19 protein-coding genes and 1 other annotated feature are annotated in these 23,150 nt (G+C 28.2%); of the genes, 6 read left to right on the top strand and 13 right to left on the bottom strand.

The features are described 5' to 3' along the window. Positions 1 to 194: 194 nt before the first annotated feature. From FOC48_RS02255 to FOC48_RS02230, 6 genes are all read right to left on the bottom strand, one after another. Positions 195 to 4,037, bottom strand: coding sequence for a PD-(D/E)XK nuclease family protein (locus tag FOC48_RS02255; protein ID WP_003146482.1), 3,843 nt, complete (start codon positions 4,035 to 4,037; stop codon positions 195 to 197). Positions 4,038 to 4,065: 28 nt separating this feature from the next. Beyond that, positions 4,066 to 7,092, bottom strand: a complete 3,027-nt coding sequence (locus tag FOC48_RS02250; RefSeq protein ID WP_003146483.1) for an SbcC/MukB-like Walker B domain-containing protein — start codon at positions 7,090 to 7,092, stop codon at positions 4,066 to 4,068. After that, a complete protein-coding gene (locus tag FOC48_RS02245) occupies positions 7,079 to 8,218 on the bottom strand; it encodes an exonuclease SbcCD subunit D (RefSeq protein WP_003146484.1) in 1,140 nt (379 codons plus the stop codon). The genes FOC48_RS02250 and FOC48_RS02245 overlap by 14 nt, the downstream gene beginning before the upstream one ends. A 304-nt stretch (positions 8,219 to 8,522) precedes the next feature. Beyond that, complete coding sequence (gene rseP, locus FOC48_RS02240) at positions 8,523 to 9,815, bottom strand: RIP metalloprotease RseP (protein ID WP_003146486.1); 1,293 nt, start codon at positions 9,813 to 9,815, stop codon at positions 8,523 to 8,525. 20 nt (positions 9,816 to 9,835) lie between these two features. Continuing rightward, positions 9,836 to 10,609 carry a phosphatidate cytidylyltransferase gene (locus FOC48_RS02235; RefSeq protein ID WP_003146488.1) on the bottom strand — a complete coding sequence of 258 codons (774 nt, stop codon included), beginning with the start codon at positions 10,607 to 10,609 and terminating at the stop codon, positions 9,836 to 9,838. Continuing rightward, positions 10,599 to 11,363, bottom strand: coding sequence for an undecaprenyl pyrophosphate synthase (locus tag FOC48_RS02230; protein WP_003146490.1), 765 nt, complete (start codon positions 11,361 to 11,363; stop codon positions 10,599 to 10,601). The genes FOC48_RS02235 and FOC48_RS02230 overlap by 11 nt, the downstream gene beginning before the upstream one ends. A 258-nt stretch (positions 11,364 to 11,621) precedes the next feature. Continuing rightward, positions 11,622 to 11,835: a binding site (T-box leader), on the top strand. A 44-nt stretch (positions 11,836 to 11,879) separates the two neighbouring features. Between FOC48_RS02230 and FOC48_RS02225 the strand changes: the two genes are divergently transcribed. The 6 genes from FOC48_RS02225 (at position 11,880) to FOC48_RS02200 (ending at position 18,459) form a co-directional block, all read left to right on the top strand. After that, entirely contained in the window at positions 11,880 to 12,899 is a 1,020-nt protein-coding gene (locus FOC48_RS02225) for a methionine ABC transporter ATP-binding protein (protein ID WP_003146492.1), read from the top strand. Next, a complete protein-coding gene (locus FOC48_RS02220) occupies positions 12,889 to 13,569 on the top strand; it encodes a methionine ABC transporter permease (protein ID WP_003146494.1) in 681 nt (226 codons plus the stop codon). Before FOC48_RS02225 ends, FOC48_RS02220 begins: the two co-directional genes overlap by 11 nt. 20 nt (positions 13,570 to 13,589) lie before the next feature. Beyond that, positions 13,590 to 14,417 carry a MetQ/NlpA family ABC transporter substrate-binding protein gene (locus FOC48_RS02215; protein ID WP_003146495.1) on the top strand — a complete coding sequence of 276 codons (828 nt, stop codon included), beginning with the start codon at positions 13,590 to 13,592 and terminating at the stop codon, positions 14,415 to 14,417. A 21-nt stretch (positions 14,418 to 14,438) separates the two neighbouring features. Then, positions 14,439 to 15,620: an aminotransferase class I/II-fold pyridoxal phosphate-dependent enzyme gene (locus tag FOC48_RS02210; RefSeq protein WP_003146496.1), complete on the top strand. Its 1,182-nt coding sequence runs from the start codon at positions 14,439 to 14,441 to the stop codon at positions 15,618 to 15,620. A gap of 114 nt (positions 15,621 to 15,734) precedes the next feature. After that, positions 15,735 to 16,946 (top strand): L-lactate MFS transporter, encoded by a 1,212-nt coding sequence (locus FOC48_RS02205; protein ID WP_003146497.1) that lies wholly within the window; start codon positions 15,735 to 15,737, stop codon positions 16,944 to 16,946. Positions 16,947 to 17,118: 172 nt separating this feature from the next. Next, entirely contained in the window at positions 17,119 to 18,459 is a 1,341-nt protein-coding gene (locus FOC48_RS02200; RefSeq protein ID WP_003148113.1) for an ISL3 family transposase, read from the top strand. 50 nt (positions 18,460 to 18,509) lie between these two features. Here the strand turns inward: FOC48_RS02200 and FOC48_RS02195 are convergent, their stop codons facing one another. Genes FOC48_RS02195 through coaD form a run of 7 tightly spaced genes read right to left on the bottom strand, consistent with a single transcriptional unit; the run spans position 18,510 to position 23,150 of the window. Continuing rightward, positions 18,510 to 18,998 carry a LysM peptidoglycan-binding domain-containing protein gene (locus FOC48_RS02195; protein ID WP_003146500.1) on the bottom strand — a complete coding sequence of 163 codons (489 nt, stop codon included), beginning with the start codon at positions 18,996 to 18,998 and terminating at the stop codon, positions 18,510 to 18,512. A 16-nt stretch (positions 18,999 to 19,014) separates the two neighbouring features. Next, positions 19,015 to 19,191, bottom strand: coding sequence for a DUF6501 family protein (locus tag FOC48_RS02190; RefSeq protein ID WP_003146501.1), 177 nt, complete (start codon positions 19,189 to 19,191; stop codon positions 19,015 to 19,017). Between the two features lie 45 nt (positions 19,192 to 19,236). Continuing rightward, positions 19,237 to 20,691: a sodium/pantothenate symporter gene (gene panF, locus FOC48_RS02185; RefSeq protein WP_003146502.1), complete on the bottom strand. Its 1,455-nt coding sequence runs from the start codon at positions 20,689 to 20,691 to the stop codon at positions 19,237 to 19,239. Beyond that, the gene (locus FOC48_RS02180; protein ID WP_003146503.1) at positions 20,691 to 20,936 is read right to left on the bottom strand and encodes a DUF997 family protein; all 246 of its coding nucleotides are present in this window, start codon (positions 20,934 to 20,936) and stop codon (positions 20,691 to 20,693) included. The genes panF and FOC48_RS02180 overlap by 1 nt, the downstream gene beginning before the upstream one ends. A 33-nt stretch (positions 20,937 to 20,969) precedes the next feature. Then, on the bottom strand, positions 20,970 to 21,572 hold the full coding sequence (locus tag FOC48_RS02175; RefSeq protein WP_003146506.1) for a phosphatase PAP2 family protein: 603 nt from the start codon (positions 21,570 to 21,572) through the stop codon (positions 20,970 to 20,972). A 1-nt stretch (position 21,573) separates the two neighbouring features. Further along, positions 21,574 to 22,656: an undecaprenyldiphospho-muramoylpentapeptide beta-N-acetylglucosaminyltransferase gene (locus FOC48_RS02170; protein ID WP_003146508.1), complete on the bottom strand. Its 1,083-nt coding sequence runs from the start codon at positions 22,654 to 22,656 to the stop codon at positions 21,574 to 21,576. Positions 22,657 to 22,658: 2 nt separating this feature from the next. Next, the gene (coaD, locus tag FOC48_RS02165) at positions 22,659 to 23,150 is read right to left on the bottom strand and encodes a pantetheine-phosphate adenylyltransferase (protein WP_003146509.1); all 492 of its coding nucleotides are present in this window, start codon (positions 23,148 to 23,150) and stop codon (positions 22,659 to 22,661) included.

The following is a 23,150-nucleotide window of genomic DNA, read 5'->3' as shown; positions in this document are numbered from 1 at the left end:
AAAACACATATGAAAAGAAGTTACTCTTTCACTTATACTATTATAATATAAATCTTATCAAATGTGATTAAAATTTAATAAAAAAATAAAAAAAATTAGAGATAATCAAATTAATGCGTGTGTTTTAGTAGCCATTTTATCAAATTATCTCTAATATTATATTTTTCTTTAAAAGATTATAATCAATTAAAAATCTATTCTTTCAACAACTTTTCTTTTAATTCTTTCGGTTTAAAAGCCACTTTATATTTATAATCTAATCTCGTATCATTATTAGATGCAAAATTAAATAAAGTTTGTTTTTCAGCAAGATACTGATTAGCTACTTCATAATTGTATAGTGAGTAATCAAATGAGAATATTTTTTCTAATAAACACATCACATTGTGAAGATTTTTATTAACCAATTTTTCTAATTCTGTACTACTATAGGCTTTATGTGCATCAGCACCATGAATAGCACCTTTCTTCGTAGTTCTAACATACATAACTTCTGGTGCAATTTCTAAAAAGTCTTCTTTTAATATTAAATCACTATTGGCTAAACCTCTTAATCTATATGTTTTTAAATCTTTTCCTAACTTGGCAATTTCTCTATAAAAAATTCCAAGAATATCCTCAGATTTCTTATCAAACATCAATTCGCATGCTAGCGCGTATGTTAAAATTTGAGAAATAAATCCTAATTCGATACTATCTAGCGTGAAATCTGTTTGACTACTCTTATAATCGATAATAGAAATATTTTTATCTAAAACATCAACCCTATCTATTACACCGACAAATCTAATAGGTGGAATATTATATTGTTGAAGTAACTCTTTCTTATTAATCTCACCAGTTTCAATATTTTCACACGTAATAATATTATCTTCTATCTCTAAAGAAAATGGCTTTTCTAAGAAAGTCGGCATAAATTTTGTTAAAGCAAAATATTTTATTTCAATTGCTATCGCTATCTCTAACCTTTGAAGCATATTAATTAAAATATATTTATGGGTATTTAACAATTCTATTAATTTTAGAGTTTCTAATATGTCTTTATTATCACTATTATAAACAACATCTCTTACAATATCTTTTATTTTAAATTTCCTAGCGATATCTTCATCTTCTTGAACTTCAATATCTATCTTACTTCCACATTCAGCAATAAAATTAACGATTCTTTCATCTGCCATCACCGCATGGAAGAATCTTCCTGAAACAAGATTATCAATATCTATATCTCTTTCTTCTGCTATTCCAAGAACTCGTTTAACAAAGAACTGATATGGATTTCTCTCAAAATCAGAAATTTTAGATATACTAAACTTAGAGAAAGTATCTTTTTTCACTTCTAAAAATTCTTCGATTGTATTCTCGTTAAGTTCAAACTTGTAATCTCTAATTATTTTAGATAAATAATTTTTAATACTATTGTCTTTAGAAAAGAATATTCTATCATTTAATTCATCTAGTACTTCATAACTTTCAATACTCTCCGAAGATATTAAATTCTGATAGTTTTCTAAAAACTTAATCATAAGTTCTACTAATATTTCAACTTCTTTCGTCTTACTATCTTTTACTTCCATAAATCTTCGATAGACTTTTGAAAACAAGTAGTTGAATTCTTTATCAGAAACAATTTCTGAAAAATTTTCTAAATAATAACTATAGTCTGAAATAGAAAATTCTAATATTTTTGAAGTTTGTTTTTCTTCTAATTGTGGAAACAATGATTTTACTGTACTCAAATATGGAGAAGCAAAGTTTTCTTTGAAACTCTTATCTAATAAACTATAACATATATATGTCTTATCTTTTGCGCGAGTTAAAGCCACATATGCTACAAATTCTTCATCAATAAGAGCCGCTTCTTTAGTTGGAGATAAGAAGATATCCCTTAAAATTAGTTCTTCCTTATCTTTATCGTCTATTAATCCTGCACTCTTTGATACTGGTAATACATCTTTGTTAAATCCAATAACAAAAACTACTTTTTTATTTTCTACCTTAGCTAAATCCATTGTAGACATAATTATAGAATTGTTTATCTCTGGTATTGAACGATACTTGATAGTAGTTAATCCAGCATTAAAAAGTGTTACAAATTTTTGATATTCAAACTTATCAATACCAAAATTCTCATTTATATCATTCATATATTCCAAGACTTTTTTATAAACTTGTCTATCAATACTATCCACTTTCAACTCTTCTATATCATCATAATCTCCATCTTCTTTATCGAGATACATTCTGATTTTACAATAATCAAATACATCAACTAGTTTTTTCACATAACGTTTAACTTGTAGGTTATCTTTCATAGATACTTCAGAAACCTTAGCAGAGAATTCTAATAGTACCTCTTTACAAATTTGTAGTTGTTCTGTAGAATATTTAATTGTTTTTTCAACAAAATAATCTTTTAATATATCATTAGAAGAATTTACTAATTTCTCATTTAATATATTTTCAACATCATCTATAGAAATTACTCTAACTTTTTCTAACAAATCATTATAACTAAACTTAGTAGTTGATGATACAATTAGGTTACTCTTAGAAATTCTTTCTTTAATCGTATCCACGTCTAATTCTGCTATTAACTTTTCTAATTGTTTTTCATTAACACTTGTATCGTCTAAGAGTATGTGAGAAATAACTTTTTGACGATAAATATTCTCAAAGTTTGTTAACCTAGTTTTTAATAAGTTTAATAATCTAGTTTTAAAGTTTCCATCATTAAAATTTAGTACTTCCTGAATAAATTTAACTAAACGATGATTACTTGTCTCTATATTTTTATCTAAATGAACTTCTATATTATAATCTTTAAATATATTCACATAGTTCTCATATATATTATCACGATAAAGAATAGCTATATCTTTATGATCAATATTTTTTTCCTCTTTTAATTTTACTATTTCACGTGCTACTTGTTTAACTTCTAATTCTTTATTCTTAGCACAAATTATCTCAATGCTATCATCAGTCTCATATTGTGCAGTAAAATTTTTATAATATTTCTCAGCAAGAATACTATTTGAAATTCCTATGAATCGTCCATTTTGGTTTTCTAGTATACTGTAATTCTCTACTACACTATCCTTTATATCGAATTTTAATACTCTCACTTCTTCATTTTTGATAAAAGCTACTAATGAAAAATTAACATCTTGGTTATTTTTCACGATTTCATTCATACTAGCAATAATTTCATGAGATTTTCTGAATATATCTAGTTTGTATTTCTCTTTACTAAATAAATCTGAAAGATAAAAACTATTATATTTCATCTTTTCTAATTCATAACCTTGAATCAACTGCGAAAGGTCGAAGTTAAAATATCTATTCGCATCACTAATTACACTTATTATTAATTTTTTAGATTTTTTAGCTAATTTCTCTATAAAATTATACTCTTGAGCTGTAAAGTTATAATAAGCATCGACATAAAATACATAGTCACTTAAATCGATATATTTTAAATATAATAACAATTCAGTTATATAATCTACTTTATCAAATGTACTCTGTTCTTTTAATAATCTTGTGTACTCTACGTATATTTCTAAAATTGCTTCTAGTTTTTCACGATGACTTTTTTCCAAATTACTATTTTTTTCTAAATACTCTTCTAAAGTATTTATACTTACAGTATATTCCTTTAACTCATTTATAATTTCTTCTACAACTTCTATAAAACTCGCATCTTGTAAAATTCGTTTTACTAAAAAATTCTCACTATTTTCTAGATTTTTCGCAGCCTTATAGAAATAAAATGGTTTAATATTGTCACCTAATCTCTTAAGATTGTCGATTCCGAGTTGTTTAGCTAACCTTCTAGTTAAACTTGAGAAATTCATAACATCAATATTAAACGTTCCACCGAACTTATCACATAAGATTTTTTCGAAATTAAAACTGTTTTGTTCCGGAGTCAACACTATTATCTTATTATCTTTTCTATTTAACTCTATATCATCTAGTATATAGTTAGTCTTACCAACACCACTTGGACCTACTAATAATTCTAAATTCATTGTTTCTCCTTTCTTTTATTAATTTAATTTATATTCCAGTCATTTTTACTTTTGCATAATTATCTTTAGCATATACCTCAATTTTCGGTCTAATTCGTTCTTTAAGTTCACTAACATGAGATATTATACCTATATTTCTTCCATAAGACTGAAGATCTATTAATGTTGTTAATGCAATATCTAAAGTTTCAGCATCCAATGAACCGAATCCTTCATCTATAAAAATAGTCTCTAGAGAAATTCCTCCACTCTCATTTTGTATTACTTCTGCTAAACCTAGTGCCAACGCTAACGAAGCTAAGAATAATTCTCCTCCAGATAAAGAACTTATAATACGCGTACTATTTAGATAAATATCATGTATCTCTATTTCTAGACCTTGCAGCCCTCCACCTTTAGATTTTTCTTCACGTCTAATGAATCTATAACGATCATTTGTCATCTGTAGTAATCTTTTCGTTCCTGCAACAAGTATCAAGTCTAAATAATATCCTTGTACATATGTTTCTAGAGATTTTCTATTTTCTGTTTTTCCACTAACAACATCACTTAAGGCTATTATTTCTCGTGCATCTTTAGATGTTTCTAATAATTCAAGATACTCACTATGAATTTTTTCGTATAATTTTTTATTATTCGATAATCTCGTTGTAAGAATTGCCATTTTTTCTATAAAATTAGAAACCACATTTTCTATATGTTGCAATTTCTCACGTTCTTCTTCTAAATCAGGTCTTACTGTATTTGTTAATTCTTCTTCAAGTTGTTTCAGAGAATTTAGAACTATCTTCTTAGTATCTTCAAATTCATAAATTTGAGTTTGATATTGTTCTAATTTTTCTAATTCCTCAATGCTTTCTTTAGCTTGTTCTAAAGAATTATAGTATTTACTAAGTTTAGAATTCATAAAATTCGATATTATAAATTCAATCCCTTTTGTAACTTCTAATAAATTCTCTTCATTATTTTTCTGCTCAGTTTCTATTTTTGTTTTCCTGATTTGTAACTCATTATTATTTTCCTGGAATTTATTATAGTTATTATCAAATTCATTAATTTGAACTATTTTATTTTCATAATAGCCCTTAAACTCTTCTAACTCTATATTTACATTATTTTCAAATTGCTCAATTTTGTTTTTAGCTTGCAATTGTTTTTGTTTTAACTGATCTTCATCTTTTAGTAAAACTGACAGATTTTCTATCTCTTTTTCTAAGTTTTCTATTTTAACTTCAGATTTTTTTAATCCTTCAACAACTTCTGTTAAATTAATAGTTTCATGTTTTAATTCATCTTCTAATTCAGATAATTGTTCTACGGCTTTAAGATTAATAGAATCTTCTAAATCTTTTATTTCTGTAGTTAAATTTTGAATATCTTGTTCATCTTTTTGTAAAAGGGTTTCTAATTTTATTACTTTTTCAGTAACATCTTGCAGTGATTTTTCTATATTATCATCTACTTCTAGTAATGTTGGAACCTCTGGTAGATGCTCAATTTTTTGTTTACAAAGTGGGCAATCGTCACCCTCATGCAACTTCACTAAAAAACTATTTAATACTTCTTGTTCTTTATTACTTTTCAGTAATAATACATCTTTTTCAATATCTTCTTTTGTTACCTGCAACTCTTCTAAATATTTTTTTGAAGCTTCATAATTAAGCTTTTTATCATTTAATTCTGATGATTTATTTTCAAACTCTTTTAGTTTTTCTACTTCTTGTTCTTTCTTCAAAATCTCTAATTTTAACTTTCCTATACTACCATCTAGAATATTCTTTTCTTCATTCGATTCAAAATAGTTTTCTTTTTCACTTTTCAAACTAGTTTCTATTTCTTTTACAGATTCTTTTTTTTGATTTAGTTCTTCAAGTTTATTAGTAAATATGTTTATATCACTTTTAGCCACTATCAGTTCATCAATATTGTTATAAAAGAATTTTAAATCTGTTGTTTCTTTTCTAAGTGATTCAATTTTGTCTTTCATTGAATTAAGTTTAGTTTCTAGCTCATTATTCATAGCTAAATCTTTCTTATATCGCTCTTTTTCATCTAGCAGAGATTTTTCCTGTTTTGTTAATTGAAGTTGTTTATCTAATAAACTTGCATATTCTGTTATTTTATCACTACTTTTTTGTAACTCCGTTAACTTTTCTACTTCCATTTTTAGATTATTGAAGTAGCTGTCTTTTTTATTTAATTCATCAATTTTTACCTTATTATCTTCAAGATTTAAAAATTTATCATTCAGTTTACTTAATTCTATAAAGTTTTCTTTTGATTTTATAAGATTTTTTTCTAATTTAGCTAATTCTTTTTTTTCTGTTTCTATCTCGTTTTCTTGAGATAAAATTATTTCATTAATTTCTTTAAAATTCTCATCTTTTAAAAACTCGAACTTGGTTAATTCTCCATCTATATCAAACTGTTCAAATCTTGTAATTAATTCTTTTTCTTTTTGTTTGTTAGTACTGTCTAATTTTTTTGCTTGTTCTTGTAATTGATCTACAAATTTTTGATAAAAATAAGTGTTAAATAACGACCTTAAAGTTTCTTTCTTCTCACTTGATTTTGATAATAGAAATTCTTTAAACTTACCTTGAGGTAAAATAATAATTTGACAAAACTGTTTGTCATCTAAGCCTATTAATTCTTCTACTTTTTCTTTAACCTCTTGCTCTTTTGTTGCAATAACTTCTAATTCTTCATTATTGTATTGCATTAAAGCAACTTTTCCAGATGTTAAATTTTTATTACCAGTCTTCAAATAAGCCAAAGTTCTCTCAATTCTATATCTTTTACCATTCAATTCAAAGTCAAAATTTACCTGTGTTTTATCTTTATCACTAGCTGTTTTCGTTCTTAAAGAAGCTACATCTTTACCACCAGTCGTTTTATTATATAACGCATAAGTAATAGCATCAAAAAGCGTAGATTTTCCAGAACCGGTTTTTCCTGTTATTAAAAATATAGGTTCATTTATTATTCTATCCCATTCAATTATTTCATCTTTATATGGGCCAAATTCTCTTAATTCTAATCTAATTGGTTTCATCTTGATTCACCTTATCTATAATATTTACCAGCACTTGTTTTTGCCCTACTGTTAACTCGCTACCTGTTTGCTCACTATAAAATCCTTCTATCAATTCTAGTGGACTTTTAGTCAACATCTCTTTATCGAGTTTCATTTCAATATCACTATTATTATTTCTTTTTTGTTTAAGTATCAAAGTATTAGGATAATATTCTTTAATTCTTGGTAACGGATCTGTTACACCTTCCAAGCCACTTAATTCCATACTGAAATAATCTTTTTTACAATCAAAATTTTGTTGAAATTCTTTTGTAAATACCTCTTCATATCTTGCACTAATATTATGCAATTTACGTTTTTGTTCCAAGGAAATAAACTCTTCAGTATAAATTTCTTTTGTCAATTCTACTAACCTCATACCTTTTGTCTGTGTTGCTTCAGAGAATGAATAAGCCATTGGACTACCACTGTATTTTATACGTTCTTCTTTTATAGAATTCGGATTATGAAGATGCCCTAAAGCTACATAATCAAATTTTTCAAAAATTTCAACTGCTACATTTTCAATAGTTCCTACAGAAATTTCTCTTTCAGAATCAGTTTCTAGCCCACCAGATACAAAAGTATGAGCTACTAAAATATTAATTCTACTCATATCTATATTTTTATAAATTTCATCAATTACTCTTTTTGTCGCAGAATTATGAGTTGTAAGTGTAGCATCCTCAAAATATTCTCTTGCTTCAAAAGGTTCAAAATATGGTAATAAATATATATCCGTATCTTCAATGGTAATCTTATCAAATGCTTGATTTAGTCTTGTGTGAAGATAAAATTTATGCTTACTAAACCAAGCTTCTCCTATAGCTAATCTCTCCCTGCTATCATGATTGCCACTGATAGCAAAAATTGGTATATTGTATTCTATGTTAATTTTTACTAGGAGTTCCTGTAAAAGTGTTGTAGCCTCTTTACTAGGAACACTTCTATCATATAGATCACCTGCAATTATTAAAAAGTCAGGTTTAGTCTCGTCAATTTTTCTGATCAAATTATTCATTACATATTGTTGATCTTCTAATAAATCTTTCCCTTGTAATTTCCTTCCAATATGCCAATCTGCAGTATGTAAAAATTTAACCATATAATCACCTTTTTTCTATAAATTATCTCTATTATATTATAGCTTAAAACGAAATAAAATAACAGAGAACGATAAAATATTGTTAGATACGCTTCTATAACTAATATGAAAAAAAGAGCCTTGCATTATTGCATGACTCTTTAGTATTTTAAAATTGTAAAAAATAGTTTAATAGGTATTTAATACCTATCGATATTATATATTAAATCTATTAAAATTAAAAGCGATTTCCTAATACTAAATCTCTTTTAGCAATATAATAAAAAATAAAGAGAAGATATTTTTATCTCCTCTTCATAATTTTCTATTTCCCAAATAATCTTTGGATATCATTCCATGTTACTGCTAACATTAACGCAACCATTAATAATCCGAATGCCACAGTTAAGTAATATTGGGCTTTTTTATTAATTGGCTTTTTGAAGATTGCTTCGTAAATTACAAAAATTATTCTTCCACCATCAAGAACTGGAATAGGAATTAAGTTCATTAGTCCTAAGTTTACACTTAAAATCCCTGTCCATCTTAGGGTTGTTAGTAATCCACTTTGTGCAGCAGCTGAAGACATTTCATAAATTGCTACAGGTCCACCTAGTTGATTTAAACTAAATCCACCACTGAATAAAGAAGCAAATAAATTAACAATTCCCATGAAAATCATTGTTCCGTAGAAAAGAGTTTGTTCGAAACCATTCTTAATAGAACCAACTAGATCTTTTTCATAAGCTTGATTAATACCAAGTTTATAAGTTTTAACCTCTTTTCCTTTTTTCACTGAAATCTCTTCTTTTGGAGTTACTTTAATCTCTTGTTGTGAACCATCACGTGAAATTTTTAATGTAAGCTCAGAACCATTAGAACCCACGATTTCTTTTGTCATTTCATTCCATGTTGTAACACTCTTACCATTTACCTGCTCAACTACATCGCCTTCTTTTAGTCCAGATGAGTAAGCTGGGTAATTGGCCGCTATTTCTCCTAAGCGAGTAGTATTTGATGGAACACCACTATAGATTGAAATACCTAAGAAAATTGCTAGTGCTAATATAAAGTTCATCAATGGTCCCGCGAATAATGTCCAGAATTTTTTCCCCCATGAATGTGAAGAAAACATTCTTTCAACTGGAGCAATTTGTTCTTCCATACCACCAAATGCAACACATGCATCTTTTCTTACTTCATAACGTTCTATCTTATCTCCAACGAATCCTTCAACAAAAAGTTTTTCTGTTAAATCAAATTCGTTTAATTCTAATGGAAGTAAATCCATATCATTACTTTTATCTAGAACTATTTTTTCAACATTATCATTTTCATCTAGTTTTAAACTAACTTTCATACCTTTTTTAAGATCATATACTGACATATCATTGTTGAAATCAAAAACATTGTCAGGCATTTTTACATATCCACCGACAGGTAGAAGTCTAATAGTAAAATTAGTTTCTCCTATTTTTTTATGGAAGATTTTGGGTCCCATTCCTATTGCGAACTCTTGGCACAATATTCCTGATCTTTTAGCAACTATAAAATGCCCAAATTCATGAATAGTTACTACTACAAAAAATATTAATATAAATGCTATAATACCTTGCATCTAATACCCCTTTCTATATTCTAAAATAAACTAAGTAATAATATTAAACATGGAGCTGATAATATTACAGAATCGAATCTATCAAAGATACCTCCATGACCTGGTAATAAATTACTACTATCTTTAACTTGATATTCTCTTTTATATGCTGATTCAATTAAATCACCAAATTGTCCGATTACACTTACTATCAATGTTACAACAATTGCAACTAATAAATTTGAAAAAATATTAGTTGTAAAGAAGAACAATAATGCTATCGCTATCGATGATACACTTCCAATTACTGAACCTTCTATTGATTTATTTGGACTTATATTAGGTGAAAGTTTATTTTTTCCAAATTTCATTCCACCAAAATATGCAAAACTATCTGTAAACCAAATAGTAAGTAATAAATACGCTACATGGCTTAAACTTAAGTTTCTCAACATAAATAAACAATAGAAACCAACAAATATATAAACAGTTACGAATATTATCGAACCAATTTCAACTAATTTAATTTTATGCCCAGTCACAACAACAGTACCTAACATACCAATTAATATTAAATATACTATAGAATACTGTAATAATGATGAAACTTCACTATGTAAAAAAAATAATGCTCCTGCTAATGACGATAAACTTAAAACTACGATGTTAGTTTCCTTAAAAGTCATTCTAACTATTTCATACATAGCCATCACACCAAGTGCAAAAGTTGTAAATTTGAAATAATCTCCACCTAAAAATAATAAAGGTAAGAAAACAATTAATGCTACTATAGCCGTTATTATCCTAGTCTTCATTTAAACCTCCAAATCTTCTATCTCTACTTTGATATTCTAATAAAGCTTGATAGAATTCATCTTCATTAAAATCAGGCCAAGCTACTTTTGTGAATAAAAACTCACTATAAGCAATTTGCCACAGTAAGAAGTTTGAAATTCTTTGTTCTCCTGAAGTTCTTATTAATAAATCAGGATCTGGTGTATTAGATGTAAATAGATTTGCACTAACATGCTCTTCAGAAATTTCTTCAGCACTATATTTATTATCTTGAACATCTTTTGCAATTTGTTTAATTGCCCTTAACATTTCGTCTTTAGAACCATAATTTAAGGCAAAAATTAATTTTAATCCTGTATTATTTTTTGTTTGTTCAATTGCATCATTAACTGCTTTTCTAGTATTTTCTGGAAGTTTTTCTACCACACCTATGACTTCAACTTTTACGTTATTTTCCATAAGTTCTGGCATAAAACTACTAAACATCTTCTCTGGAAGATCCATTAAATAACTAACTTCTTCCTTCGGTCTAGCCCAGTTTTCCGTAGAAAATGCATATAAAGTCAAATATTTAACACCTAATTTTGATGCATACTTTGTGATTTTTTTTACAGTTTGCATTCCTTCATAGTGTCCTTTAATTCTAGGCATATTTCTTTTTTTAGCCCAACGTCCATTACCATCCATTATTATAGCAACGTGTGTCGGAATTTTTTTTAATTCTTGTTTTTCAGTTTTTTGTACTTGTTCAGTTTTTCTAAAAAATTTAAACATAATTCCTCCTATGTAACATCCTTCATTATATCATAAAAGACCTAATGCAACAAACTTTTAATAGGATATGTATTTTAAAATATTGCATCGATTTATTAGTTAATATATGACATTAATCTTTTAAAACAGTTAAAATCAGTATTATATTTTTTTAGTTAGAGATAGTCATTATCCCGAGAATTAACATTCTTCATGTAAACTTTTGAATTTTTTTGTTGCATTGTCAGAAAATTTATGCTAGAATATATTCATTAACAATTTAATGCATTGATAAGTAGAATCTTACAATCTACTTTTAGAGAGTTCTCGGTTGCTGAAAGAGAATAGTTAGATGTAAGAGAAATGGACTTTGAGCATATAGTTTTTACTACGGTATTGCCCGTTATAGCAAAAGTTATGTTTGTAACTTACTGAGGTACAATAAGTGATTATTGTATAAATAAAGGTGGTAACACGTTAAGACGTCCTTTAGCAAAAGCTAGAGTACGTCTTTTTATTATAAGAAAGGAGAAATATATGATTAATCTTAATAATGTTAGCAAAACCTTTTATCAAAAAGGTAAAGAAATCCAAGCGTTAAAACCTACTAACCTTCATGTAAAAGCTGGTGAAATTTTTGGAATTATCGGTTACTCAGGTGCTGGAAAAAGTACTCTTCTACGATGTCTTAACCTATTAGAAACGCCTTCTGAAGGAGAAGTAATTGTAGATAACCAAGTTGTTAACAAACTAAATAGAAAGGATTTACGATCATACAGGCAAAAAATTGGAATGATTTTTCAACAGTTTAATCTTCTTAGTTCTAAAACTGTAGGTGAAAATATTGCATTTAATTTAAAAGCCGGAGATGTTGATCCGAAAGATATTCCAAAAAGAATAGATGAATTGTTAGAACTTGTAGGACTTTCTGATAAAAAGAATGTTTATCCAAGCCAACTTTCTGGTGGTCAAAAGCAACGTGTCGGTATTGCTAAAGCTTTGGCAAATAATCCAAAATTATTACTTTGTGATGAAGCAACAAGTGCATTAGACCCTGTTACAACTAAACAAATTTTGTCTTTATTAAAAGAAATCAATCGTAAATTAGGAATCACAATTATTCTTGTTACTCATGAAATGGAAGTAATAAAACAAATTTGTGATAATGTAGCAGTAATGGAAAATGGTGAAATTATCGAGTTAAATTCTGTTTATGAGATTTTCTCAAATCCAAAAACGAAATTAATGCAAGAATTTATAGCTAATCTACACAATGATGAAGATTTTGAAGAGCATCTTGCTGAACATTATAAAAATGAAACTGTAATAAGGGTTATTTTTAAAGGTGAAGCAACTAAAGAGCCTCTAATTCAAACTTTAGCTAATAAATATAATGTTACTACTAACATACTTGCTGGTCGAATCGAATACATTCAAAATAAACAGTTAGGAAGCTTAACTTTTTCAGTAGTCGGTGAACCTGATAACACAGAGAAATTTGTAAATCACTTAATTGATCAAGTTAATGATGTGGAGGTGAATGTATATGGAAAATAATCTAAGTTTAATAGAACAATGGAAAAATCTTCAACCAGAATTAATTAAATCATTTGCCGATTCATTATACATGATAAGTGTTTCAATAATAATTACAGTAATTGTCGGATTATTTTTAGGAGTAGTTTTATTCTTAACTAGTAATAGACTTCTGTTCAAAAATGTTATTATTTATAAAACGGTCGATTTTCTAGTTAACACAATTCGTTCTATTCCATTTATTATTCTTTTGGTATTCTTGATACCATTTACTCTATTTTTATTAGGAAAATCAACTGGACCTACTGGAGCAATAGTTCCACTAACAGTTGCAGCTATACCTCTATTTACGAGATTAGTTGATACTTCACTAAATGAAATAGACTATGGTGTTATTGAGTCAGCAGTTGCTTCTGGAGCTTCTCTAAAATTAATAGTTAAAGAAGTTTTAATACCTGAAGCTATGTTTGGAATTATCCAATCTATTACTCTAACTTTAATCAACCTAATTGCTTTTTCAGCAATGGCTGGTGTTGTTGGTGGTGGTGGAATTGGAGACCTTGCGATTAGATATGGTTATTATCGTTTTGATAATTTCACAATGTGGATTACAGTAATTCTATTAATTATCTTAGTCCAAATTACACAATATATAGGAAATTCAATTTCAAAAAAATTAAAAAAAAATTAATTTAAAGGAGATTTATATTTATGAACAAACTAAAAAAATTATTAACAGTTGTTTTTACAGCGTTTTTAGCTATTACTCTAGCTGCTTGTGGAGCTACAAGCTCAAGCAATAATGGTGGTGGAGAGAAAAAAGAAATAAAAATAGGTGCAACATCTGGTCCTTATGCTGATATGGTAAACAAAGCACTTAAACCTCTTCTTGAGAAAAAAGGATATACAGTTAAAGTAACAGAATTCTCAGATTACATCCAACCTAACAAAGCTTTAAACAGTGGTGAATTAGACGCAAACTTATTCCAACACAAAATTTACATGAAAAAATTTGCTGAACAAAATGGAATGGACTTAACAGCACTTGCTCCTGTTCCAACTGCACCAATGGGATTATATTCTGATAAAGTTAAAGATCTTAAAGATTTACCAGAAGGTGCTGAAGTAACTCTTCCAAATGACCCTTCAAACGCTGCTCGTGCTTATGCATTATTAGCTGCTGCTGATTTAATCAAAATCAAACCTAATACTGACGTACTAAAAATCACTAAAAACGATGTAGTAGAAAATCCTAAAAAACTTAAATTTACAGAATTAGAAGCCGGTCAACTTGCTAGATCATTAAGTAGTACTACACTTGCTGCAGTACCAGGAAACTTCGCACTTGCTGCTAAATTTGATTTAACAAAAGCATTAATCTTAGAAAAAATGAACGAAAACAACCGTAACAACGTTGTTGTAACTACTGCAAACAAAGACAAACAATTCGCTAAAGATTTAGTAGAAATCGTTCAATCTAAAGAATTTGATGAAATCATCAATAAAGATTTCAAAGGATTTGACAAACCTGGAAAATAATTAACAAGGACGTGATTAATTATGAAAATTGAATTATCAAATACAATTAAAAATATTCCTGAAAATGTATTCTACCCTATTTTCAAATTAATCTCTGAGGAAAGTTCAAATGGTAATCCATTATTAAATGCGGGTATCGGAGTTCCAGACTCTGATACCCCTGAACTTTTACTTAAAGAATTGGAAACAGCTATAAGAAAACCTGAAAATATGAGATATGGAGCATTTGATGGAAAAGTAACATTATTAAATGAAATATCTCAGTGGTTGAAAGAAAACTATAATATTGACGCAAATCCTAAAAGTGAAATTGCTTTAGTATTTGGTACTAAATCTGGATTATCAAGTATTCCTTCAGTACTACTAAATCCAAATGATACGGTGTTATTACCAGTACCAAGTTATCCTGACTACATTCAAGGAATTGCATTAGCCCAAGCTAAATATGAAGAGATAGAATTGAAACAAGAAAATAATTATTTACTAGACTATTCTGATATTCCTGAAGAAGTGCTTAGAGATGCTAAACTTATATTTTTAAACTATCCTTCTAATCCTATTGGTGCAGTAGCTACGAAAGAGTTTTATGAACAAACAGTCAAGTGGGCAAAAGAAAATAATATCGTAGTTCTTCAAGATCATGCATATTCTGATTTCTATTATAAAGAAGGATACTCTCCAGCATTTATGCAAACTGAAGGAGCTAAAGAAGTAGGAATTGAATTTTTCTCGTTTTCCAAAAACTTCTCAATTTCAGGTCTAAGAATTGGTTTTGCTGTTGGGAACAAAGAAATTATTCGTGGACTAAAAGAATATAATACAATTTTCCACGCTAATATCTATGGAGCAATTCAGGATACAGTAATAACTGCATTAAAAAATTATAAAAACTTAACTAGTCATATAAAAGAAACTTATTCAAAAAGAATAGATAAAATAACTTCTAAACTTGATGAATTGGGATATTCATATTTTAAACCAGAAGGTGGAATTTTTATCTGGTTAAAAGTTAAAAACGGATATGACAGCCAAAGTTTCTTTGAATTATTACTAAAAAAATATAGAATTGTTACTATGCCTGGCCATGTTTTTGGTCAAGGTGGTGAAAACTATATTAGATTAAGTCTGAGTCTTTCAGATGAACAAATTAACATATTAATAAAAAAATTAGAAATACTAAATAATGATTTCAAGAATAATTAGAAATATTGATATCTTTATTAAATCTCATTAAAAATTCGACTAATCTATTGATTAGCCGAATTTTTAATGTTAACATATTAGTTTACATAAATATTTTTTTGAAAGGATGATTAAATGAAAAAAAATACAAGATGGACTGTTTTATTCGCCTCAATGGCAATTTTGTTGTGTGCTGGATCACTATATTCTTTTAGTGTTTTTGCAAAACCTCTAAGTGTTTCAAAAGGATGGAGTATGCCAGATGTTATTCTAGCATTTACTATAAATGCTGCTATCGCCCCTATTCCTACTATTCTTGGAGGATTTATTACAGATAAAGGAAAAGCGAATATTTCTATAATTTTAGGAGGAATACTATTTGCTGTCGGATTTATTCTTACTGGATTTGCTACTACAAAAGGAATGTTATATTTTAGCTATGGTGTATTATCAGGTGTCGGACAAGCATTTGCATACTCTGGAATTATAAGTAATGCACTTAGATTCTTTCCTGATAAAAGAGGATTAGCTGCTGGTCTAATAACTGGTGCTATGGGTGGTGCTAGTGTAATTGCCGCTCCAATCGCACATAGTCTTATAGCTAATTATGGAGTACACAATGCATTCATCTACCTAGGTAGTGTTTACTTAGTAATCATTATTATAGCTCTATTCTTCATAAAAGTTGCTCCTGCAAATTATCAACCTGAAGGTTGGGTTCAACCTGTGGCTGAAATTAAGCAAGAAGCTGCTAACAAAAACTGGAAACAGATGCTAATGAGTTTATCATTTTACTTCATAATCTCAATGTTTGCTATCGGTGCATTCTCTGGTCTTATGGTAGCATCAAATGCATCAGTTATTAGCCAAACTATGTTTGGACTAACTGCTTCCGTTGCAGCTACATTTGTTAGTATTTATGCTTTATCAAACTGTTTAGGACGTATCGTCTGGGGAATAGTTTCGGATAAAATCGGTCATGAAAAAACTCTTATTGCTATCTACTCAGTAATTGCTATATCTTTATTAATTCTAGTTAATATAAGAACTACTCTTGGTCTTACAGTTGGACTTGTTCTCCTTGGTTTATGTTTTGGAGGAACTATGGGAGTCTTCGCACCATTAGTAATGAAAACATTCGGTCCTATTAACCAAGGAGTAAACTATGGAATTGTATTTATAGGATTCTCTACTGCTGCATTTTTTGCTCCTAAGTACGCTGCTGGTATTGCAGAAAAGCACAACGGTGACTTTACAGATGCATTTTATGTAGCAATATCTCTAGTTCTTGTTGGATTAGTGATTAGTGTGATATATTCTATTTTTTCAAAACGCAAAGCAATTTAACAAAAAGAAATCATCTCATTAAGTTTTGAGATGATTTCTTTTTTATGGTTGTATACTAAATCCGGGGCATGGAAAAATTCCAGCCCCGGATTTCAATTTTTATATACAAAAAGACAAATACCCAATATAATTAAAGTGTAGAAAAATAATTAACTAAGAAAGGATATTTGTCATGTCTAATTTTATCACAAATTTACTATTAATAAAAGACCAAAATATAACTATGGATGATAAACTTGATTTAATTAATGTAGACGGTCAAGATACATTCGTATTTCATGGGACTTTATCATACAATCCAAAGTGTTGTACAAACTGTGGTTGTATAAAAGAAGGAAATAATATAGTTAAAAATGGATTCACAGATCCATTAAAAGTAGCTTTATTAAAGATATCAGAATGCCCTACATATCTACGATTAAAGAAACAACGCTTTAAATGTAAAGAATGTAATTCTAAGTTTTGTGCTGAAACATTATTTGTACAAAAACACTGCAGTATATCTAAAAATCTTATATTTCACATTATGAAGAATCTTTCTAAGACAATATCATTTAAAGATATAGCTGAATTAAGTAATGTATCAGTATCTACAGTAGTAAGAGTAATGAAATCATGTAGAGAAGCCGTAGAAATTAAGACTCATTCAAACCTACCAGAACACCTATGTTTTGATGAGATAAAGTCAACTAAAGACAGTAAAAATGGAATGAGCTTCGTATTCTTAGATGCTAAAACACATGATTTTATAGATATTGTAGATGGAAGAACTCAACATATATTAAAACAGTACTTTATGAGATATCCAAGGAAAGTAAGAAAGAAAGTAAAAACAATCTGTATAGATATTTACCCTCCTTATATGAATATGATTAGAGAGATGTTTCCTAACGCTAAAATAATTATAGATAGATTCCATATGGTACAAAATATTAATAGAGAATTAAATAAAGCTAGAATAAAACTAATGAACCAATATAAGAATAAAAAAAGTTCTACTTACACTATTTTAAAGAACTTCTGGAAAGTAATATTAGAAGATAGAGATAAAGTAAATTCAACAAAAACATTCTATTCTAGAAGCTTTAAACGCTATGTAACTAGAAAAGAAGTATTAGATTATATATTAGCTATAGATGATGAATTTACACCTAGCTATGAGAGAGTGCATGAGATAAGAGAAGCTATTAAGGCTAAAGATTCTGTAGAATTAGAGAAGTATATAGATATGGATACTAGAGGATTATCTAAAGGTGTATCTAAAGCTATAAATACTATGAAAAAGCACAAAGAGTATATGCTTAATGCTGTTAAATATAAGTATTCTAATGGTCCATTAGAAGGATTTAATAATAAAATAAAACTACTAAAGAGAGTATCTTATGGATATTCTAGCTTTAGTAATTTCAGATTACGCATTTTAATTATGTCTAGATTATTTGTTTCTGAGTATAAAAATAATGTCAAACTTAAAGAAAACAAGAAAAAATCTAAGCAGCAAAATGCTGCCTAGATTTCATTTCCTATTTTTCTCCATGCCCCGAATTTGACAAAGAGCCTTTTTTATATTTTCGGTATTTGAATTTTTTGTCCAGCTGCAATATTATTATTACTAATATTATTAGCTTCTTTTATTTTTTCTACACCATTTTGAGCATTCGCTTCTCCATATGCTTTAGAGGCGATAACAAATAATGAATCACCTGATTTAATCACATAATCTTGACCTGCTACAGGAGTTGTACTTACTACACCTGAAGATTCACTCTTTTCAGTATTAGTATCATTATTGTTATTATTATTTGTTGACTCTTTTTTAGAAGTAGTTCCTTCTGTTACTTTAGAATTACTAGCCTTAGGTATATTATTATTACTTTCAGCTTTAGTTTCTTCTGGAACTTTAGCTGTTTGTTGTTCTGTAGTTTGAACTACCTTATCTTTAGATTTTCCTCCAAGTGAATTTCCTACGGTTGTTACCCCTACAAGAATAAGTGGTGCTAATATTATAAATAAAACAACTAGAACTGTATTCTTTATAGTATTATTTTTCATAATATTACCCCTTATATTATTTTACTTCTTCGAAATAATCGTGGTAATAACCACCAACTTTACCGCTATTATCTACCACAAATACATATTCTTCTGTTTCATTTACTACTTCATATTCTTTTCCTACAGTAAGCATATTACTTACAGTAAATTTCTCAGCATCTGTATGTTTTACAATAACTTTTTTTGACATTGTCCTACCTCCTTACTCTATTATTTTTATTTTATTACAATATAACTATTTTTTCAATTGTTTTTTACTAGCTATTAATGAAACCATCATAAATACCACAAGTGAGATTAATAATGATATCACAACAGGTTCAATAAATTTAATTACATAAACTGTTTTTATTAGTATATAACTAAGTAAACCTACTACTATCGAACTTAATGCTCCATATTTCTCAGCTTTTTTCCAATATAAACCTAATAATATAGGCCATAAGAATGTTGCTTCTAATCCACCAAAAGCAAATAGATTTACATTAACTATTAAACTAGGTGGTCTCATACTTAATAACATTATAAGTAAAATTACTAAAATATTTACCCCATAAACAAATATAGGAACTTTTTTACTTGTAATTTTTTCTTTTATAAACTTGTTATTAAATAATAAGTCCTTTATCAAAGCCGATGATATTAATAAGAATTGAGCATTCACAGTTGTTATAATAGCTGCCATAGGAGCTGCAAGTACCAACGCGGCTAAATACCATGGAAGTACTTTTAATGTAATTATAGGAATTACTGAATCGTAGTCTTTTATGTCTGGGAAAACTCCTCTAGCCATAACTCCAATTAAATGTACTCCGAACATTACGATAAATATTACTATTGATCCGACGATAATAGATTGTTTTAAACTTCTTTTATTCTTATATAACATTGAGTTGATAGCAATCTGCGGGATACCTATAACCCCAACTCCAACTAATACCCAAAACGAACTAACATAACTAGGTGTTAAACTTCCATTAGCTCCAAAAGGAGTTAATATCTTTTCATTAATATTAACCAGGTTCGCTGTAATCTGATCAATTCCTCCACCATAATTAATTACTGCAAACAGTAAAATTATTGTAGAAAATATCATTATTAAACCTTGAATCATATCGGTAATTAAAATATTCTTCAATCCACCGAATACTACACAAAATATAATAATTACTGAAATAAGAACTATACCAGTCTTATATTCAATACCCATAAATGCTGACAATAATTTTGCTCCTCCAACCCATTGGGCACTCATCGCAGCAATTAGAAATACTATCATAGCCAAAGTAGAAATAAATGCAACTAATTTTGAATTATATCTATTTCTTAAATAATCACTTATAGTTATCGCATTAATTTTTTGTGCAGCATTTTTAAATTTTTTTGCCAAGACTAATAGTACAAAATAGCCAGTTACAACTTGGATTACAGCTAGAAGAACCCAACCATAACCAAGTTTATACGCTACTCCAGGACCACCTAAAAACGTTGAAGCTGATCCATAAGTTGACATTAATGTTATCGCAAGTACTATTCCACTTACTTTTCTATCTGCTAAATAGTACTTTTCGAAAAAACCACCATGGTGTTCCGCTTTACTCATACGGTTCATCATTAACGGTAATAAAATTATCGCTAAAAATATTGTTGCAAATAGAATTAGTATTTTGTAATCTAATGTATTCGTCATTATTTTTCCTCCTCTTTTATTTCATCATTAAGCAAAAGATTTGTACAAATAATAACTAATATTATTATTAAAATACTTACTACTATCGAACTGTAAAAAAACCATTCTGGTAATCCTAAAATATACTTATAGGATTTCACATTATTCACATCAAATCTGACATATGCGAAATAATACCATAGAGCAAAGTGAATTATTGCAATAATGATTGCAACTATACCCTCTTTATTTTTTAATCTATTCATTTGTTTTTCCTAAAACCCTCATTATTTTTTAATCTATTCATTTGTTTTTCCTAAAACCCTCATTATTAAATCATAAATTTTTACATAATAGACTTTCATAAAGTCTACTACTAAGCTTCCAAGTAATAATCCTGCAATAACGTCACTTAAAAAGTGTGCACCTAAAACCATTCTTGAAATTGGTATTGCAATTATTGCAAAAGTAGCAATTACTTTTAAAATTTCTTTTTTATTTATTACAAACAATAATGCTAAGAAAAATAATGCTACAAATGTAGAATGTCCACTTGGGAAACTAAAACCATCATGAATCTCAGGTAGAGGTCTAACCCTTTGGATGCTGTATTTTAATGCAGATAAGAAGAATCCACCTAATCCAGCACTAAAGAAAATAAACACAGCTTTTTTCAATTCTTTAATCCATACTAGAAATACTGATAAAAGAACCATTATTAATAATAATAGTTTATCATTAAAAACTAATGAAATTATTTTAGCTAATGTTGCCAACGATTTAATCTCAATTAAATCAGCGATAATTCTATCGATATCATTATTCGGAAATTTAATTGCTACAAATGCTAAAATAATCAAAATCAGAAGTTTCAAGTAAAAAGTAATTTTTAATCTGTTCATACTATTTTTCACCTCCTATTTTTTCAATTATTTTATTATAAAATTCACTTACGTCATTAATAACACGTTTTTCTTTTTTATAATCTTTCATTGAATTCTTATAATCATCAAGTTTATCATAAAAATCAAAGATTTGATCAACAGGTAAATTGGTGAAATCTTCTTCAGCGACAACTTTCGCGAAACCATTTTTTTCAAAGAACTTGGCGTTTTCTATTTGATCACCTCTACTCTGATTAGTTCCAAGTGGTACTAAGATTGGAGGTAAATCTAAAGCTAAAAATTCATACAAGGCATTAGCTCCAGCTCTCGAAACTGCAAAATCTGTTATTTTCAGTACATCAAATAGTTCTTTAGCTAAAAATTCATATTGCTTATAACCTTCTTTTTCAACACTATCATTTAATAATCCTTTACCTACAAGGTGAACTATCTGATATTTGTTGATTAGTTCATCAATATTATTCCAAATATAATCATTTAGAATTTTTGATCCTAATGATCCACCCATAACAAGCAACACAGGTTTTTCCGATGTGAATCCTGTTAGTTCATAAGCGCGATTAGCATCACCTGTATAAATATCATCTCTTACAATAGCACCTATTAGACTAGCTTTTCCTTTAGGTAAGAACTTTTGTGTATCTTCAAATGTTGTAAAAATATGATTACAGAACTTTATGTTGATTTTATTTGCAAGTCCTGGTGTAAGATCCGACTCATGTAAGACAACTGGAATCTTAAGTAATCTAGCTGCGATACAAACTGGAACACTCACAAATCCACCTTTTGAAAATACAAAATTTGGTTTCTCCTTTTTTAATACTAATAAAGAATCTACAATTCCTTTTAGTACTTTAAATGGATCAATAAAATTCTCCAATGAAAAATATCTTCGTAACTTTCCTGAACTTATTTTATAGTACTTAACCTCTGGAATTTTACCAATCATCTCGTTTTCTATACCAGTTTTACTACCAATATACGAGATTTCATATCCATTTTTTTTGAATTCTGGAATTAAGGCAACATTAACAGATACGTGACCTGCTGAACCCCCTCCAGTAAACAGGATTTTCTTCAATTTTATCCTCTCTCTTTCGTCTTTTTTTCTAAGCGTTCTTCAACATGTTTAGGTACAAATTTCGATAAATCTGCACCAAAACCTGAAACACCTTTTACAATACTAGAACTGATGAATGAATATTGTTTATTAGCCATCATATAAAATGTTTCAATGTTTTCGTCTAACGCCTTATTCATAAATGTTAACTGCATCTCATACTCAAAATCAGATACCGCCCTTAATCCTCTAACAATGACATTTGAGCCTACCTGCTTTGCATAATTTACTAATAATCCTGAAAATGAATCAACTTTAACGTTTGGAATTTCTTTAATTGTTTCATTTATCATCTCCACTCTCTCATCAAGTGAAAATAAATATTTCTTGTCAGGATTTACCAAAATAGCTACTATTACTTCATCAAATAATTCAGCACTTCTGTTTATTATATCAATATGCCCGTAAGTAATAGGATCAAAACTACCAGGTACAATCGCTATTTTTCTTTTCAT

This window comes from Gemella haemolysans (assembly GCF_012273215.1).
Lineage (GTDB): Bacteria > Bacillota > Bacilli > Staphylococcales > Gemellaceae > Gemella > Gemella haemolysans_A.
Note: the sequence above shows the minus strand (reverse complement) of the source record. Positions and strands in the feature narration are given on the sequence as shown.